Raw genomic sequence first — 16125 nt, forward strand, 5'->3', positions numbered from 1 at the left:
TCACAGCATGACGCACAACCAGATTGCCACCTCAAATTGCGCGGATATAAGTATTCCGATGGAAGAGCAGCGATATACTTTCGGCCGTTTCATGCTCGACCCCGGCAGCAGCGTGCTGCGGCGGGATGGCCAGCCAGTTGCGCTCGGCCAGCGCGCGATTTCACTGCTCAAGGCGCTGCTCGAAGCCGACGGACGCCCGGTCGGAAAGGACGCGTTGATCGAAGCGGGCTGGCCGGGACTGATAGTCGAGGAAGGCAATCTTTCAGTACAGATCGCGCATCTGCGCAAGGCGCTCGGGCAGCGGCCGGACGGGCAGGAATGGATCGTCACGCTGCCGCGCCTGGGCTATCGCCTTTTCAGGAGCCAGGCGCCACTTGCCGATATCGGGGATGACATATTCCCCTCGCTTGCAGTGCTGCCCTTCGAAAATCTCAGCGGTGATCCCGAGCAGCAATATTTTGCCGATGGCGTCGTTGACGATGTCATCACGGCGCTGAGCCGCTTCAAGGCTTTTGCCGTCATCGCCCGCAATACCAGCTTCGTCTATCGGGGCACGGGTGACATCAGGAAAATCACCAGCGAACTCGGTGTCAAATATGTGCTGGAAGGCAGCCTGCGCAAATCCGGCAACAGACTGCGCATCTATGCTCGGCTGGTGGATGCCGCGGCCAATGTGCAGCTTTGGGCACAAAGTTTCGACGGCAGTATCGAGGACGTCTTCGAATTTCAGGACCGCATTACCGAATCTGTCGCCATCGGCATCGAACCCCATGTCCAGCAAGCCGAGCTGGAACGCGCACGCCGTGAGCGACCCGGCAGCATTTCCGTCTACGATCTCTGTCTGCAGGTCCTGCCGAAGATCCTCGCGGAAACCTCCAGTCAGAATGCCGAGGCGCATGCGCTATTGACTGAGGCGCTCCGGCGCGAGCCGGACAATGCCCGTATTCTGGCGCTCGCCTCTTATACGCTCGAACATCGCAGAACGATGGGCTGGCCGCCTTTCGGACCCGACGATGCAGAAAAATGCGTCGCGCTTGCGCGCCGGGGTATCGAACTGGCAAGAGGCGACGCCACGATCATGGCCACCTGCGGCATGTCGCTCATTCAGGTCGGGCGCGAATATGATTGGGGCCTGGCGATCATGCAGGCGGCCGTCGACCTCAACCCCAACAGCCTCAGCGTCGTCGTCAGAGCCGGAATTGCTCATCTTCATTGCGGCAATCTTGATCAGGCGCAGGAATATCTCATGCGCGCCCACCGCCTGAGCCCGCTTGATCCCTACGCCCACATCACCTTCAGCGGCCTCGCCGATATCGAGATGATCCGCGGCAATTACGAGCAATCGCTTCTCTGGGCGTCACGCTCTCTGGCGCTGAACCCGAATTTCGATCCGACAGTCTGGATTCTGATCGCCGACAACATGCTTCTCGGACGGAAAGAAGAGGCAAGACGCTTCCTGCAGCATCTCCTGCGCATCGCGCCTGACAGCACGCTGGCAAGCATCGCGAGCGGACAGGCAACCAAAGTTCCCGAGCGCCTGTCCCCTATCCTCAACGGCCTGCGCGAGGCAGGCCTGCCGGAAGCTTAGGAATGTTTCGGCATTCTTTGGGTCTTTTAGGCTGTCGCTAAAGGACCCGACGCAAGCAAGCGGGCCAATCTCCTCCCATCGCGCGCAAACAGCGCGCATTGTGAGAGGTCCCCGATGTTATCGCCCTTGATGATCCTGTCGCTCGACCAAGGCAAGCTAACCCCTGCCCCACGATCTGTCGGTCCATTCGATACCCGCCTGCTGGAGGACATTGCCGACTGTATCGCTGAGCCAGAAGTGCCAAGCTCAGCCGGTCCGCAGACCGCCGGACTAATGGCCTTCATCCGCAAAGGCTTGCGGTTCTGGCCGCGGACCCTTCCCGCTCAGCACAGCTGAACCGGCTGAAGCCGTAAACTAGTGCTTCTTCTTCTGCTGCTCGGCAGCCGCGACACGATTGAGCATCGCCACCATCTTGGCCTTGATCGAGCCGTAGGTGCCGAGTTCGAAATTGCAGCTGAAGCAGGTGATGATGTCGCTGTCGATCGGCTGCGGGCGCGGAAACTTCATGCGCGTGTTGCGGCACTTCGGGCAAGGGACTTCGATCTGCATGTTTCAGCGGCTCCTAATAGCGTCTCTGGCGATGCCTTAGCACATATGCCAAACCCGGCAAGCTCTTCCTGCAATGTCCGCTGCGGCAAGAAACCCCACGATCCCCCTTTCTTCTCGTCGGAATTTCTCGCAATCTCACGAGTCGGAGGAAGAACAGGGGAACTGAATGTATGAATATGCAATAGCCTGGGAGTGGCTGGCCTTTGCGGCGCGCTGGTTCCATGTCGTCACAGCGATCGCCTGGATTGGATCGTCCTTTTATTTCATTGCGCTCGACCTCGGCCTGGTGAAGCGCCCGCATCTGCCCGCCGGTGTTCACGGCGAGGAATGGCAGGTCCATGGCGGCGGCTTCTACCACATCCAGAAATATCTGGTGGCGCCAGCCGAGATGCCGGAACACCTGACCTGGTTCAAATATGAGAGCTATTTCACTTGGCTCTCCGGTTTCCTGATGCTCTGCATCGTCTATTACGGTGGAGCCGATCTCTTCCTCATCGATCGCCACGTGCTCGATATTTCGAAGCCGGTAGCGATCCTGATCTCGCTCGCATCACTTGGCTTCGGCTGGATCATCTACGATCTGCTCTGTAAGTCGCCGCTCGGCAAGAACACCTGGGGCCTGATGGCGGTTCTCTACGTCGTGCTGGTCTTCATGGCCTGGGGCTATACGCAGGTCTTCACCGGCCGCGCCGCCTTCCTGCATCTTGGCGCATTCACGGCGACGATCATGTCAGCCAACGTCTTCATGATCATCATTCCCAACCAGAAGATTGTCGTCGCCGACCTGATTGCGGGCCGCACTCCCGATGCCAAATATGGCTACATGGCCAAGCAGCGCTCGCTGCATAACAACTACCTGACGCTGCCCGTCATCTTCTTCATGCTGTCGAACCACTATCCGCTGGCTTTCGGCACTGCCTTCAACTGGGTGATCGCGGCTCTCGTCTTCCTGATGGGCGTCACGATCCGCCACTGGTTCAACACCACGCATGCCCGCAAGGGCCGGCCGACCTGGACCTGGATCGTCACGGTCGTGCTCTTCATCCTCATCATGTGGCTGTCGACCGTGCCCAAGCTGCTGACCCGCGAGGATCAGACCGTATCCGTCGCTCCAGCCTTCCAGCAATTTGCCGGCGATCCGCATTTTCCTGCGGTAAAGCAGTTGATCGGCACGCGCTGTTCCATGTGTCATGCGGCAGAACCGGTCTATGAAGGTATCGCCCGGCCACCAAACGGTGTGATTCTGGAAAATGACGCGGAAATTGCCGCCCATGCGCGCGAAATCTATATACAGGCCGGACGAAGCCATGCCATGCCGCCGGGCAACGTAACCGACATTACGCCCGACGAGCGCAAGCTGCTCGTCGCCTGGTTCGAAAGCGCAGTCGAAGGCAAACAAGAATGACCACAACACTTCTGCGCGGGCGCCTGCTCTCCTTCCGCCGTGCGCCCCTAAGCCTCGCAGACAGCGAAAGCTATCTTTACGAAACGGACGGCGGCCTCTTGATCGAGGATGGCATCATCGCCGCTGTCGGCGCCTATGCCGACGTGAGGGCGAAGGCCCCAGCCGACATCAACGAGATCGATCATCGCCCGCATCTCATCATGCCGGGCCTCATCGACATGCATCTGCATTTCCCGCAGATGCAGGTGATCGCCTCCTATGCCGCAAACCTCTTGGAATGGCTGAACACCTATACCTTTCCGGAGGAATGCCGCTTCGTCGAGAGCGACCATGCGCAAAAGATCGCCACGCATTTCTACGACGAGCTGATCCGCCACGGCACCACGACGGCCGTCGCTTATTGCTCCGTTCACAAGACCTCGGCCGACGCCTATTTCACAGAAGCCATGCGCCGCAACATGCGCATGATCGGCGGCAAGGTGATGATGGACCGCAACGCGCCGCAGGGCCTGCTCGACACACCTGAGATGGGTTACGACGAAACCCGGCAGGTGATTGCCGATTGGCACGGCAAGGGCCGCAACCACGTCGCCATCACGCCGCGCTTTGCCATCACCTCGACACCGGCGCAGATGGAGGCGACGGCAGCGCTCGCCCGTGAATTCCCCGATCTTCACATCCAGACGCACCTCTCGGAAAACCACGACGAGATCAAATTCACCTGCGCGCTCTATCCGGAAGCGACCGACTACACCGATATCTACGCCCGCTATGGCCTGCTCGGACCGAAGAGCCTCTTCGGCCACGCCATCCATCTTTCGGATCGTGAAGCAGATGCCATGAGCGAAAGCGGTGCAGTCGCCGTCCATTGCCCGACCTCCAACCTCTTCCTCGGCTCCGGCCTCTTTCCGCTGAAGGCATTGGTCCGCCGCGAAAAGCCCGTTCGCATCGGCGTCGCCACGGATATCGGCGGCGGCTCAAGCTATTCCATGCTGCGGACCATGGATGAGGCCTACAAAATCCAGCAGCTTCTCGGCGAACGACTGAACCCGCTGGACAGCTATTACTACATGACGCTCGGCAATGCCGAGGCGCTGTCGCTGGCTGACAGGATCGGCACTTTGGAACCAGGTACGGATGCCGACCTCGTCGTTCTCAACGCCGCTGCAACGCCAGCCATGGCCTTGAAAATGGAAGTGGTAAAGACATTGCCGGAGGAGCTTTTCCTGCTGCAGACCATGGGCGACGACCGCTCGGTGACCGAAACCTATGTGGCCGGCGTGGCGGTGAAAGGCCAGCTTTCCGAAGCCGCCGGCTAAGGCAAAAACTGCCTTGGAATCAAATAGCAAAGCGCCGAAAAAGCGTGGTACATGAGCGAACCGTTCAGATCTGAAGGTTCGCTTCATGGCCAGACCGCTTACCATTGCCGATCTCAAGAAAATGGCTCAGCGCCGCGTGCCGAAGATGTTCTTCGATTATGCGGATTCCGGTGCCTGGACGGAATCGACCTACGCCGCGAACGAAGCCGATTTTAGCGACATCAAGCTGCGCCAGCGCGTGCTGGTCGATATGACCGACCGCACGCTCGAGACGACGATGATCGGCCAGACGGTGTCGATGCCGGTGGCGCTGGCGCCCACCGGTATGACCGGCATGCAACACGCCGATGGCGAAATGCTCGCAGCCCGCGCGGCGGAAGAATTCGGCGTGCCCTTCACGCTCTCGACCATGAGCATCTGCTCGATCGAGGATGTCGCTTCGGTCACGACGAAGCCGTTCTGGTTCCAACTCTATGTCATGCGCGACAGAGACTTCGTGATGAACCTCATCAATCGCGCCAAGGCCGCCAAATGCTCCGCGCTGGTGCTGACCGCCGACCTGCAGGTCTTGGCCCAGCGTCACAAGGATCTGCGCAACGGCCTGTCCGCCCCGCCGAAATTCACGCCGAAACATATCTGGCAGATGGCGACGCGCCCCTTCTGGTGCATGGACATGATGAAGACGAAGCGCCGCAGCTTCGGCAACATCCTGGGCCACGCCAAGGGAGTCACGGACCTCTCGTCGATTTCGACATTCACGCACGAGCAGTTCGACCCGCAGCTTTCCTGGAAGGACGTTGCCTGGGTCAAGGAACGGTGGGGCGGCCCGTTGATCATCAAGGGTATCCTTGACGTCGAGGATGCAAAGCAGGCCGTCGATACCGGGGCCGACGCAATTATCGTCTCCAACCACGGTGGCCGTCAGCTCGATGGCGCCTCCTCCTCGATCAGCATGTTGCCTGATATCGTCGACGCCGTCGCCGACCGCATGGAGGTGCATCTGGATGGCGGCATCCGCTCCGGCCAGGATGTGCTGAAGGCTGTGGCGCTCGGCGCCCGCGGCACCTATATCGGCCGCCCCTTCCTCTACGGCCTCGGCGCCATGGGCAAGGAGGGCGTCACGCTGGCGCTCGAAATCATCCGCAAGGAGATGGACGTCACTATGGCGCTCTGCGGCAAACGCGATATCAAGGATGTGGACTCCTCGATTATTGCCTGATGTCAGTAAGATTGCGGCATCCGGCCTGTCGCGAGCGCGGATGCCCATTCCGGGCGGCCATTGGCTGCTGCCAAGACCGACATGGCCATGTTGTCGTATCGGATATTGCGGAATTGCGCCGTCCATCCGCTGGCCGATTTTTCCAGCACCGCATAACTCGCCATTGCGTGGCCGGTTTCGACCTTGTGCAGATAGGGTTTGTCATCGTCATAGGCCGGGCCGCCGACACTGCCGGGATTGACGATAAGACGGCCGCCGGAAAGTGCTGCCATACGGGGAATATGCGTGTGGCCACACAGGATCAACGGGCTTTCGATACCTTCCGCCAGCGCTTCGATCTCCGCCTGCGGCCTGAGCACCACGCTGCCGTCGGCAACAGCCATATCCAGCCAGTAGAGGTTATCGTCATGAGGCGTTGCATGGCAGAGATAGATCTCATCCCGGTAGATCAGGTCGACCGGCAGCGACCGCAGCCAATCGAAATGAGCTGCACCAAGCTGTGCATAGGCGGCGGCATCCGATATATGCATCTCCTCCGGCGGTCCTTCGATCAGATAGCGGTCGTGATTGCCGCGCACGGTCGGAATGGAGAGCGATAGCAGCCGGTCCGCCACCCGTCCCGCCTCCAGCGGACCGCTGAAACAATCGCCGAGATTAACGATATCTGTAATCCCTTGAGCAGCGATGTCAGCCAGCACGGCGTCCAGTGCCGGAGAGTTGCCATGGATATCGGCTATCGCGGCAAAGCGCATGTCAGCTCCCGCGATAGGTGGAATAGCCATAGGGCGAGATCAGCAGCGGCACATGATAATGCGCCGCCGTATCGGCAATGCCGAAGCGGATCGGCACGAGGTCGAGGAAAGCCGGATGCGGCAGAGGCGTCCCGTTTGCCCTGAGATAATCTCCGGCGTGAAAAAGCAGTTCGTAGGTACCGGCGCGAAAGCTCTCGCCGATCAGGATCGGCCCGCCATCGACGCGGCCATCGGCATTGGTCTCGACGGTCTTGATATGATGGCGAAGCTCACCCTCGATGTGAAAGAGATCGATCCGCAGTCCCTGTGCCGGCTTGCCCAGCGCAGTATCGAGAACATGGGTAGTCAGTCCGGTCATAGGCCTGGCTCTTTGATGATGAAGGGGTCGTCGAAGAAGAATTCTTCCAGATTGTTGCCCGGCCCGTCACGGTCGACAACGAGAAAATCGCTCGGCTCTCCAAGCGCCATCAGCGGATGATGCCAGACATTGCGCCGGTAATTCACGCCCTGATCGCCGCGCGCGAGAAAGGCCTGCGGCCGCGCCGGGCGACCGCCTTCATCTTCCGAAACGATGACGAGGAAAGGGCGGCCCGAGATCGGCGAGAAGCTCTGGCTGCCGAAAGGATGCCGCTCCATCATGCCGATCTCATAGGGAAAAGCACGCGGCTGGCCGCGAAAGAGATTGATGATGATACGAGCGCCCTCGCCTTCAGCTTCGGGCGCTGCAAGCGCATGGAAACGCTCGGTATTGCCGCCGTTGATATAGCGCATTGTTGCGGGATCGGCTTCGATCACGTCGCCGAAGGGCGCGAAGGCGGATCGCGTGAGATTCTGTATTTCGAGATATTGGGACATTGGACCTATTCGCCTTGCGCACGCCAGTTGCGGACAAGATCAAGCCTGTCGAGCAGATCAGGCACATCGTCTTTGGCTGTGGCCCAGACCTTCTCCAAATCAATGTCGAAATAGCCATGCGCGATGCGGTTGCGCATGCCGCGCATCGCGCCCCAGGGAAATTCGGGGTGTTCTACGGCGAATTCGGGATGGATCTTCATCAATTGAGCAGCGGTCTCCGACGCCATCAGGAGACTCATTCCGACAGCGCGCTGCAAGACGATATCCTCGATAAACCGCTGCTTGCCGACATCAGCGATCATTGCGTGGGCCTCGGCCGCGGCCGATCGCATCCGCTCGAGAAGATACGGGATACGACTCTCGCTCATATGGGCTTGGCCTCGGAAAGAACCCGGGTGCGGATCGATTCGGGAAAATCGCCGGGGGTCAGAAGGTGGATCGACGTGCCAAGCATCATCTGCTCCAAAGCATCCTGCAAACCACCAAGCGTCAGCAATGTGCTGCCGGGCAGCGCATCGACCAGAATGTCCAGATCGCTGTCCGGCCGATCCTCGCCACGGGCGACGGAGCCGAAGACACGCGGGTTTGCTGCATTGAAGCGTTTGGTCGCTTCGCGGATCGCCTGCCTGTTCTTTTCCAACACTTCCGACGGTCTCATCGCCGTATCACTCCTGATGCCGCAAATATAAGTGACGCGCTTGAAAGAGGAAAGAACTCAAGCCTTCACGTGGCACCGGTGGCGAAAGCTGGCAGGCTGATATCAGGCGTATCGGTCATCAGGTCTCCGGAAGCATGGATGTCAGGCGCAGCAGCGCGATCTTTTCGACCTCAGCTGCAGCAGTCGCGAATTCCTCGTCGCTGGTATTGTCAATCCGCTTTTCGAAAGCGGCAAGGATATCGTCCTTGTTCAGCCCCTTCACGGCGATGATGAAGGGAAAGCCGAATTTCTGCGTATAGGCGGAGTTGAGTTCGGTGAAACGCGCGTGCTCTTCAGGGCTCAACCGGTCGAGACCGGCACCGGCCTGCTCCTTCTTGCTGTCTTCCGTCAGTTGACCGGATATCGCCAGCCGCCCGGCAAGATCGGGATGGGCGCGAAGCACACCGAGACGCTCCTCCTCGCTCGCGGCACGAAAAATAGCGACGAGCTCCGTGTGCACGCGGTCCACGGTCAGCTTGTCGCCGACAAAGCCATCGTCATAGGCCCGTTCTGCAATGAAGGGCGAATGCTCGAAGACACCGCCGAAGCGGGACACAAACTCACTGCGCGAGATCATCAGATCGTTCCCGGCTTGTGGTTCGCATGCCAGTGCTTCGCAATTTCGATACGGCGTGGGATCCACACCTTGTCGTGCTTCAGCACATATTCCATGAAGCGCTTGAGCGCCGCCACGCGTCCGGGCCGGCCGACGAGACGGCAATGCAGGCCGACGGACATCATCTTCGGGCTGCCTTCCTTGCCTTCCTCATAAAGCGTGTCGAACGCATCCTTGAGGTAGGTGAAGAACTGGTCGCCGGAATTGAAGCCCTGCGGCGTGGCAAAGCGCATGTCGTTGGTTTCGAGCGTATAGGGGATGATGAGGAAGGGATTTTCATCGATGCCCTTCACCCAATAGGGAAGATCGTCGGCATAAGAATCCGACGAATAAAGGAACCCGCCCTCCTCCTGAACCAGCCGCAGCGTATTGTCCGACGGCTTGCCCTGATACATCCCGTAAGGCCGCTCGCCCGTCAGTTCGGTGTGCAGCCGCACCGCTTCCAGAATGTGCTTGCGCTCCAGATCTTCCGGAAAATCCTTGTATTCCAGCCAGCGATAGCCGTGGCTGGCAATCTCCCAGCCGGCTTCCTTCATGGCGGCGACCGCTTCCGGGTTGCGGGCCATGGCAAGCGTCACGCCGTAGACGGTCGCCTGCACCTTGAGGTCGGTGAAAAGACGCCAGAGCCGCCAAAAGCCGGCACGGGAGCCGTATTCATAGATCGACTCCATGTTGAGATTGCGCTGGTTCGGCCAGGGCTGCGCGCCGACGATTTCCGACAACAGGTTTTCCGAAGCCGGATCGCCGTCGAGGATGGAGCTCTCGCCACCCTCTTCGTAATTGATGACGAACTGCACTGCGACGCGCGCCTCGCCTGGCCATTTCGGATCGGGCGTCTTGCGCCCGTAACCGATGAGATTGCGCGCATAGGTCTCGGATACCATCAAATCACCTTTTGAAAAGACAGGTGAAACGGTAGCATCCGTGAGCGGAATGTCGAGGCGTAAAAGTGCGTAACTGGCCTTTTGCCCGAGGCGGCGCCTCAGGCGATCTTGCGGGCGCTCACCTTGCCCATCGGATGCAGCGAGTGCACCCGGAACGGACCGCCGGCACCTTCCTCGATCATCAGCGCGACATTCGAGACCGTCACCGGATCGGCGAGCACCGGATCGAAGATCGACCGCAGCGCTTGCTCGATGCGCGGCATGTCGACGGCGTTGACTGGACCCGTGACCGGCATATGGAAGCGGAATTCGTCCATCACATAAGGGTTGCCCCAGCGATGCAGGTTCGCGAATTGCGCGGCCGAAAGTCCGTCAGGATCGCTGCGCTCGATATCCGCCTCGGAGAGCGGCGCACGGAAACGATCGAACTCCTGAACGATCGCCGAAGCCACGTAGTGAACCTGATCGCAGGGCCGGATCGGTGACAAACTGTAGAAGGTCCCGAGGCGAGCAACCTCCAGACGCGGAATCTGGAAGGGCGAAAGCGTTCCGCAAAACCGCATGAGGTCGCGCAGCAGTTGCGATTCGGAAACCTCTGACGAGAGGTGGAAAGGGGCCTTCAGCACGCCGTGGAACCCGTAGCGACGCGGCACTGCCGTATGAAAGGCGATCTCATGGATACCGAGGCCGCGGATTGCCGGCGGCTCGACCATATCGCCTGAAAATACGTTGCGGCCAAGCCAATTGGCCGCCACATGCGAGAGCGGATCGCTCGCTGATGGCGTGAAGCAAATGGCATAGCGCATGCGATTTCCTCCATCTGATGAAATGAGCGCGGATTAGGGTCCGCCCTCTCGATGCGAAAGCAGATAGGTGATTTGCATGACAGAATAACGAAGCAGAGAAGCTTCTAATTCACGTTTAACGTGAAGAGACCGCGATGTGGTTTGAAATTCCAAAGCTTTCCGGCAATAAAAAATCCGTAGGTGTATCGCTTGCGATGCATATTGCCGCCTCCGCCAGCCGGTGCGCCAGCCCGAAGCTGACCTTGAAACCACCGGTCAGGGCAATGAGGTTGCGATTCGCAGGATGCGCGCCAACCATGGGATCGCGGTCGATCGCCTTGGGGCGCAATCCGGCCCAACGCTCGATGACAGGCGCAGCGCGCAGCGCGGGAACCATGTCGCGGGCTGCCTCGATCAGCGCTTCGAGCTGCTCATCTGTAGAAAAGGGATCGGCAAAGTTGTTCTCGCTCGTGCTGCCGACTGCCACATGCCCACCCTCATGCGCGACCACATAAAGCCCGTCCCGAAAGACGGTCGGCAGGCCAGGATCGATATCGGCAGCAAGCAGCGCCGCCTGCCCTTTCACAGCTTGCCCGAGTGGTTTCTTCAGCCCCGATGTCAGCTTCTCCAGGAGGGGAAAGGATCGATAGCCCGCGGCAAGGATGCAGCGCCCGAAAACGATGGCGCCGCCTTCGATCAAGGCCATTCCGCGTGCCGGATCGAGCTCTGTTACCTCCGTATTCTCCAGCACCCTCACATACCGTGCCTTTCGCAGAAAGGCGGCCAAGGCGGCGGTGAGCAAACGAGGAGCAACGCGGGCGGCAAGCGTGTCATGCACGAAACCACTTTCACCGGCCGCCGGATCGATCCAGCCCTCGCCTGGCGGCCTGTCCAGCCCATGCCAATGGAAACGCCGGTCGCCCGCTCTCCAGTGAACCTCAGCATCGGCGGAATGGCCGAGCGCGATCTTGCGCAGATGCGGCTTCGGCAGCGGAATGAGCCGGCCGGAGCGCCGGTAACCGGCCGAAAGCCCGGTCGCCGCCTCGATGGCCGCGATCTCCGCCTCCAGCGACACAAGCGCATCGAACTGAAACTGCTTTTTTTCCGACCAGCGGTCCGGCATATGCGGCATCAGAGCGCCGAGCAGCCCCCCGCTTGCCCCGCTGCCGAGATTGCCGGCATCGACAAGCAGCGTTTCTATGCCGCGACGCTCGGCATGGACGGCTGCCCACAGGCCCATAATGCCGCCGCCGACAATGAGGAGATCGATCGATGATTGACCCGAGGCCGGGGCGGGACTATCGGCTTTTTTCATGACAGACATCAATCCCGATCAGATCGGCGCGGGCAAGCCGCAGCCCCTCGAATGGCGCGACGGCGATATGCCTTATTCGACCGCCTTTGGCGACCATTTTTATTGCCAGACCGACGGGCGACTGGAATGCGGCCACGTCTTCCTCGCCGGAAACGGCCTGCCCGAACGGTGGAATGGCCGCTCGACCTTCCTCATCGGCGAACTCGGCTTCGGCACCGGCCTGAATTTTTCAGAGACCTGGCGACAATGGAAGCTCTACCGCCAGCCCGGCCGGCATTTGCATTTCATGTCCTTCGAACTCTATCCGATGCGCCGTGACGAAATCGATCGTGCATTGGCGCACTGGCCCGAAATCGACACCGAACGGCAGGCGCTGGCGACCGCATGGCCTGACACACCCGAAGGTATCGTCTCGCTCGATCTCGACGACCAGACGAGGCTCAGCGTCGTTTGCGGCCGCGCGCTCGGCAGTGTGGCTGAAGCTGCTCCCGGTTTCGATGCCTGGTATCTCGATGGCTTCGCCCCATCGCGCAACGGCGACATGTGGTCGGAAGAACTCATGCGCCTCGTCTGTGACAGGACCGCTCCCGGCGGAAGCTTCGCGACCTATGCCGCGGCAGGCTTCGTGCGCCGCAATCTGGCGGGCGCCGGCTTCGTTGTCGAGCGGCGCAAGGGCTTTGCCGGCAAGCGGGAAATGCTCTGCGGCGTCAAGCCTCAATAGCCGGAGCGGCCCGGCTGCAATTCGCCACGGCCGAGCCACTGGCGGATCTTGTCTTCCAGAAGTTCCGGACTGATCGGCTTGGACATGTAATCGTCCATGCCCGCATCGAGGCAGAGTTCCCGGTCGCTTTCCAGCGCATGTGCCGTCACACCGATAACAGGCACGCGACGCCCTTGGCCCTGCTCCTTCTGGCGGATCAGTTTCGTCGCCTGATGGCCGTTCATGACGGGCATGGAAACGTCCATCATGATGAGGCGCGGCGTATGCTGCTCCCAGGCTTCCACAGCCTCCTCCCCGTTGTTGACGACGAGGAAGGAAAGCCCGGTTCCCTGCAGGATCTGCGTGAAGACGATCTGGTTGACTTCGTTGTCTTCGGCCACGAGGACATCGACGAATTCGTCCGCCCGCTTCTTCGGAGCAGGTGTCGGCGCCGGCGGTGGTGCGGCCTCCACTTCCTTCTGCAGCCGCATGATCTCGGTCTCGGAAGCCTGTTTGACGCGGCTTGCCCGTACGACCTCGACCACCGTATTGCGCATCACATTGGCGCGTGCCGGCTTCATCAGATGCGCGTGGCCGTTCAGCGCCGCGAATTCTTTCTCCGTGCCGGAAATATCCATCGAGGTCAGGAAGATGATCGGCAAATCCACGAAGCGGCTGTCGGCGCGCAGACGGCGCGCGACCTCGGCGCCGTTCATGTCAGGCATATGATAGTCGAGCACGACGGCATCGACCTTGATGCCGAGATCGGCAGCAGCCTCCAGAATGGCAAAGCCGGTGGCGCCACCTTCTGCGGCAACGCCGTCGAAGCCCCAGAGGCTCAGTTGTTCGGTCAGGATACGGCGATTGACCTCGTTATCGTCGACAACCAGGATGCGCGCCCCCTGCACGTTGATCGGCAGAGGCCTCGGCTCGACGCGGGCGGCGGCAATGGCGAAGGGCAGCTTGACGGTGAAGATCGAGCCCTTGCCCCATTCGCTTTCGACATTGATATAGCCGCCGAAGAGATCGACGAGGCCGGCCGTTATCGCGAGGCCCAGGCCCGTGCCTTCATGACGCCGGGTCGATGAGGAATCGACCTGTGAGAACTTGTCGAAGACCGATTCCACCTTCTCGGTCGGAATGCCGATGCCGGTATCCTCGATGCGCAGGTTGATCATGACCTCACCGCCTGCAGACGGCTCGAAACCGATATCCACGAAGACGTGCCCGCGCTCGGTGAATTTCACCGCATTGCCGACGAGATTGGTCACGATCTGGCGGAAGCGCCCCGCATCGCCGATGACGGCCGCCGGCAGATCGGGAGCGGCTCGAACCAGCAGTTCGATATTCTTCTCCGCCGCAGGCGAAGACAGCAGCGTCGCGACATCCTCGACAGCCTCCACCAGATCAAAAGCAGATTTGCGCAGTTTCATCTGGCCGGCATCGATCTTCGAGAAATCGAGGATGTCGTTGATGATCGTCAGCAGCGCATTGCCCGACTTGACGATGATGTCGACGAAGGTCTTCTGGCGGGTATCGAGATTGGTCTTGGCGAGCAGTTCCGCCATGCCGAGCACCCCGTTCATCGGCGTGCGGATCTCATGGCTCATATTGGCGAGGAATTCGGACTTGGCGCGGTCGGCGGCCTCCGCACGCGACAGAAGCTGCTTCAACTCCTCCTCGCGTTGCTTGAGTTCGGTCACATCGGTAAACAGCGCCACCCAGTGCTGGCGCTCGCTGATAGTGGCTTCCATGTTCACCCAGCGCTCACCGCCGACATGGAAGACGGTGGAGATTGGCCGGCGCGCCGCGATATTGGCCCGCCACTCCTCCAGCGTTTCGACCGCCTTGTCGTGGAAATCACCGCGATTGGCGCAGAACTGGAAGAGATCGATCCAGCCCCGGCCCGCCTCAGTCAGCTCCGCCGGAATGCACAGCACGTCGGCAAGCCCGTCATTGGAAAGCTTGATCACGCCGTCCTGGACGATCGCAAGTCCCTGCGACATGGCATGTGTCGCATCGCGCATCATCTCGCCGAGGCTTTCCAGCGCCGCGCGCGCCTCGTGGATTTCCTGCTCGCGCGCACGTACGGCGGAAATATCGGAATAGGTCAGCAGGATGCGGTTGCTGGAAATGCGCCTGGAATCGAAGATGACCGATTTGCCGGCAGCCCAGTCGAGCTCGATCGGCTCCGGATTGCTTGCCTCGAAAAGCCCCTTACGAAATGCGTAGATCTCTTCCGGCGTTTGCGTCTCACCGTAACGGCCGAGCTCGTAATTGCGCTTGATGACATCGATGAACGGCCGCCCATCGAAGCGATCGTCGAGCGGCAGTTCCCAGATGCTGTAGAACTCGTCATTGACGTAGAGAATGGTGTGATCGTTATCGAGGATCAGCACGCCGACCGGCAGCGAACGCAGAATGCTCTCGATTTCCTGATGCAGCAGTTCTTCCTGCTCACGCGCCTCGATCAATTCCTTTTCGCGCGCTTTCAGCGGCGTGATGTCGGAGAAGGAACCGACGACATAGCGCTTGCCATCAGGCGTCACGACCCGGTTGACGCGGGAGATTACCTGAAAGATTTCGCCGTCGGTATTCGGCAGGGTGCTCTCGACCTCGGTCAGCACGCCGTTTTTCAGCGCCAGCAGGTTTTCCCGGTAGATCGCCTCGCCTGCCTCCTGCCCGAACATCTCGTGCTCGGTCATCCCCAGTGCTTTGGATCGAGCGTGGCCGGTGAAGGTCTCGTAATACTGATTGGCGTAGACCAGCCGGTGATCCTCGTCGCGCACGAAGGCGGCAACCGGAAGGTCCTCCATGATGGTACGCAGCAGGTCACGCTCCCGCACGCTCTCATGCCAGGCGGTCTCGCCTGCCGGCGCGGATTTGCCGCCGTCTGGCGCAGACTTGCTGCCATCTGGCGCATACCTGCTGCCCCCGCGATAGGCGGCATTGACGATCAGCGGACGGCCGTCCTCGGCGAAGATACCGACCGGATGATCGAGATTTTCCAGCGCCTCGCGGATAAGGCCGAGATCGGCGGAGATCGTATCCACAACGTCGGGAATGGCACGCCGCGTTTCGCGCGCATCGAAGATGCCGAGCACATAGGCCCGGTCCTCAGAGGTAGAAAAGCTCTCGATCAGCACCCGTTCATGGCTGAGCCCGGCGGCATCGAAGGAAATGGCACTCTCTTCCGTGCCGAAAACCAGCGCACGGCGCTCGCGGTCCTCACGTTCTGCTTCTTCCGGCCGGTCGAAAAGTTCACGGCTGCGCCGCCCGATGAAATCGGAGATTTCGCGGCCGAAAAAGCGGGCATAGGCCTCGTTGACGGCGACATAGCGGAGTTCGCTGTTTTTGACATAGGCCGGGGTATCCAGATCAGCGATCCGGCGGCAGGCCAGTTCCAAGAGTTCCCCGGTAGAAATCAAAAAATCTTCACTC

The 16125-nt window shown here is 60.3% G+C and carries 16 protein-coding genes; 5 read left to right on the forward strand and 11 right to left on the reverse strand.

Going from position 1 to position 16125, the window contains the following annotated elements; genetic code table 11:
• Window positions 1-58: 58 nt before the first annotated feature.
• Window positions 59-1588 carry a winged helix-turn-helix domain-containing tetratricopeptide repeat protein gene (locus tag FHT82_RS14950; protein ID WP_183731889.1) on the forward strand — a complete coding sequence of 510 codons (1530 nt, stop codon included), beginning with the start codon at window positions 59-61 and terminating at the stop codon, window positions 1586-1588.
• A 354-nt stretch (window positions 1589-1942) separates the two neighbouring features.
• Here the strand turns inward: FHT82_RS14950 and FHT82_RS14955 are convergent, their stop codons facing one another.
• Window positions 1943-2137 (reverse strand): hypothetical protein, encoded by a 195-nt coding sequence (locus FHT82_RS14955; RefSeq protein WP_183731892.1) that lies wholly within the window; start codon window positions 2135-2137, stop codon window positions 1943-1945.
• Window positions 2138-2303: 166 nt separating this feature from the next.
• On the opposite strand from FHT82_RS14955, the gene FHT82_RS14960 reads away from it, so the two are divergent.
• From FHT82_RS14960 to FHT82_RS14970, 3 genes are all read left to right on the forward strand, one after another.
• On the forward strand, window positions 2304-3542 hold the full coding sequence (locus FHT82_RS14960) for a urate hydroxylase PuuD (protein ID WP_183731895.1): 1239 nt from the start codon (window positions 2304-2306) through the stop codon (window positions 3540-3542).
• Entirely contained in the window at window positions 3539-4861 is a 1323-nt protein-coding gene (guaD, locus tag FHT82_RS14965; protein ID WP_183731898.1) for a guanine deaminase, read from the forward strand. The genes FHT82_RS14960 and guaD overlap by 4 nt, the downstream gene beginning before the upstream one ends.
• An 85-nt stretch (window positions 4862-4946) precedes the next feature.
• Window positions 4947-6080, forward strand: a complete 1134-nt coding sequence (locus FHT82_RS14970) for an alpha-hydroxy acid oxidase (RefSeq protein WP_183731900.1) — start codon at window positions 4947-4949, stop codon at window positions 6078-6080.
• 2 nt (window positions 6081-6082) lie between these two features.
• Here the strand turns inward: FHT82_RS14970 and FHT82_RS14975 are convergent, their stop codons facing one another.
• From FHT82_RS14975 to FHT82_RS15015, 9 genes are all read right to left on the reverse strand, one after another.
• On the reverse strand, window positions 6083-6832 hold the full coding sequence (locus tag FHT82_RS14975; protein ID WP_183731903.1) for a metallophosphoesterase family protein: 750 nt from the start codon (window positions 6830-6832) through the stop codon (window positions 6083-6085).
• A gap of 1 nt (window position 6833) precedes the next feature.
• A complete protein-coding gene (gene uraH / locus FHT82_RS14980) occupies window positions 6834-7190 on the reverse strand; it encodes a hydroxyisourate hydrolase (protein WP_183731906.1) in 357 nt (118 codons plus the stop codon).
• Entirely contained in the window at window positions 7187-7687 is a 501-nt protein-coding gene (locus FHT82_RS14985) for an ureidoglycolate lyase (RefSeq protein ID WP_183731909.1), read from the reverse strand. The genes uraH and FHT82_RS14985 overlap by 4 nt, the downstream gene beginning before the upstream one ends.
• Window positions 7688-7692: 5 nt before the next feature.
• On the reverse strand, window positions 7693-8055 hold the full coding sequence (locus FHT82_RS14990; protein ID WP_183731912.1) for a HepT-like ribonuclease domain-containing protein: 363 nt from the start codon (window positions 8053-8055) through the stop codon (window positions 7693-7695).
• Window positions 8052-8345, reverse strand: a complete 294-nt coding sequence (locus FHT82_RS14995) for a nucleotidyltransferase family protein (RefSeq protein WP_183731915.1) — start codon at window positions 8343-8345, stop codon at window positions 8052-8054. The genes FHT82_RS14990 and FHT82_RS14995 overlap by 4 nt, the downstream gene beginning before the upstream one ends.
• Before the next feature lie 118 nt (window positions 8346-8463).
• Window positions 8464-8961, reverse strand: a complete 498-nt coding sequence (uraD, locus tag FHT82_RS15000; RefSeq protein WP_183731918.1) for a 2-oxo-4-hydroxy-4-carboxy-5-ureidoimidazoline decarboxylase — start codon at window positions 8959-8961, stop codon at window positions 8464-8466.
• On the reverse strand, window positions 8961-9884 hold the full coding sequence (puuE, locus tag FHT82_RS15005; RefSeq protein WP_183731921.1) for an allantoinase PuuE: 924 nt from the start codon (window positions 9882-9884) through the stop codon (window positions 8961-8963). Before puuE ends, uraD begins: the two co-directional genes overlap by 1 nt.
• A gap of 98 nt (window positions 9885-9982) precedes the next feature.
• Window positions 9983-10690: a DUF1045 domain-containing protein gene (locus FHT82_RS15010; protein WP_183731924.1), complete on the reverse strand. Its 708-nt coding sequence runs from the start codon at window positions 10688-10690 to the stop codon at window positions 9983-9985.
• 115 nt (window positions 10691-10805) lie between these two features.
• Complete coding sequence (locus tag FHT82_RS15015) at window positions 10806-11984, reverse strand: FAD-binding oxidoreductase (RefSeq protein ID WP_183731927.1); 1179 nt, start codon at window positions 11982-11984, stop codon at window positions 10806-10808.
• Here FHT82_RS15015 and mnmD point away from each other — a divergent pair.
• Window positions 11983-12705 (forward strand): tRNA (5-methylaminomethyl-2-thiouridine)(34)-methyltransferase MnmD, encoded by a 723-nt coding sequence (gene mnmD, locus FHT82_RS15020; protein WP_183731930.1) that lies wholly within the window; start codon window positions 11983-11985, stop codon window positions 12703-12705. The genes FHT82_RS15015 and mnmD overlap by 2 nt on opposite strands.
• On the opposite strand, the gene FHT82_RS15025 is transcribed toward mnmD, so the two are convergent.
• Window positions 12699-16112: a response regulator gene (locus FHT82_RS15025; protein ID WP_183731933.1), complete on the reverse strand. Its 3414-nt coding sequence runs from the start codon at window positions 16110-16112 to the stop codon at window positions 12699-12701. The two genes, mnmD and FHT82_RS15025, sit on opposite strands and share 7 nt — an antisense overlap.
• Between the last annotated feature and the right edge of the window lie 13 nt (window positions 16113-16125).

This window comes from Rhizobium sp. BK275 (assembly GCF_014193555.1).
Classification (GTDB): Bacteria; Pseudomonadota; Alphaproteobacteria; order Rhizobiales; family Rhizobiaceae; genus Rhizobium.

Excerpts from the sequence above, each read along its gene's own strand:
- FHT82_RS14975 (WP_183731903.1), bottom strand. The coding sequence starts at position 6,832 with ATGCGCTTTGCCGCGATAGCCGATATCCATGGCAACTCTCCGGCACTG.
- FHT82_RS14985 (WP_183731909.1), bottom strand. The coding sequence starts at position 7,687 with ATGTCCCAATATCTCGAAATACAGAATCTCACGCGATCCGCCTTCGCG.
- FHT82_RS14960 (WP_183731895.1), top strand. The coding sequence starts at position 2,304 with ATGTATGAATATGCAATAGCCTGGGAGTGGCTGGCCTTTGCGGCGCGC.
- FHT82_RS14995 (WP_183731915.1), bottom strand. The coding sequence starts at position 8,345 with ATGAGACCGTCGGAAGTGTTGGAAAAGAACAGGCAGGCGATCCGCGAA.
- puuE (WP_183731921.1), bottom strand. The coding sequence starts at position 9,884 with ATGGTATCCGAGACCTATGCGCGCAATCTCATCGGTTACGGGCGCAAG.
- guaD (WP_183731898.1), top strand. The coding sequence starts at position 3,539 with ATGACCACAACACTTCTGCGCGGGCGCCTGCTCTCCTTCCGCCGTGCG.
- FHT82_RS14955 (WP_183731892.1), bottom strand. The coding sequence starts at position 2,137 with ATGCAGATCGAAGTCCCTTGCCCGAAGTGCCGCAACACGCGCATGAAG.
- FHT82_RS15015 (WP_183731927.1), bottom strand. The coding sequence starts at position 11,984 with ATGAAAAAAGCCGATAGTCCCGCCCCGGCCTCGGGTCAATCATCGATC.
- FHT82_RS14990 (WP_183731912.1), bottom strand. The coding sequence starts at position 8,055 with ATGAGCGAGAGTCGTATCCCGTATCTTCTCGAGCGGATGCGATCGGCC.
- uraD (WP_183731918.1), bottom strand. The coding sequence starts at position 8,961 with ATGATCTCGCGCAGTGAGTTTGTGTCCCGCTTCGGCGGTGTCTTCGAG.
- mnmD (WP_183731930.1), top strand. The coding sequence starts at position 11,983 with ATGACAGACATCAATCCCGATCAGATCGGCGCGGGCAAGCCGCAGCCC.
- FHT82_RS14970 (WP_183731900.1), top strand. The coding sequence starts at position 4,947 with ATGGCCAGACCGCTTACCATTGCCGATCTCAAGAAAATGGCTCAGCGC.
- FHT82_RS14950 (WP_183731889.1), top strand. The coding sequence starts at position 59 with ATGGAAGAGCAGCGATATACTTTCGGCCGTTTCATGCTCGACCCCGGC.
- FHT82_RS15010 (WP_183731924.1), bottom strand. The coding sequence starts at position 10,690 with ATGCGCTATGCCATTTGCTTCACGCCATCAGCGAGCGATCCGCTCTCG.
- uraH (WP_183731906.1), bottom strand. The coding sequence starts at position 7,190 with ATGACCGGACTGACTACCCATGTTCTCGATACTGCGCTGGGCAAGCCG.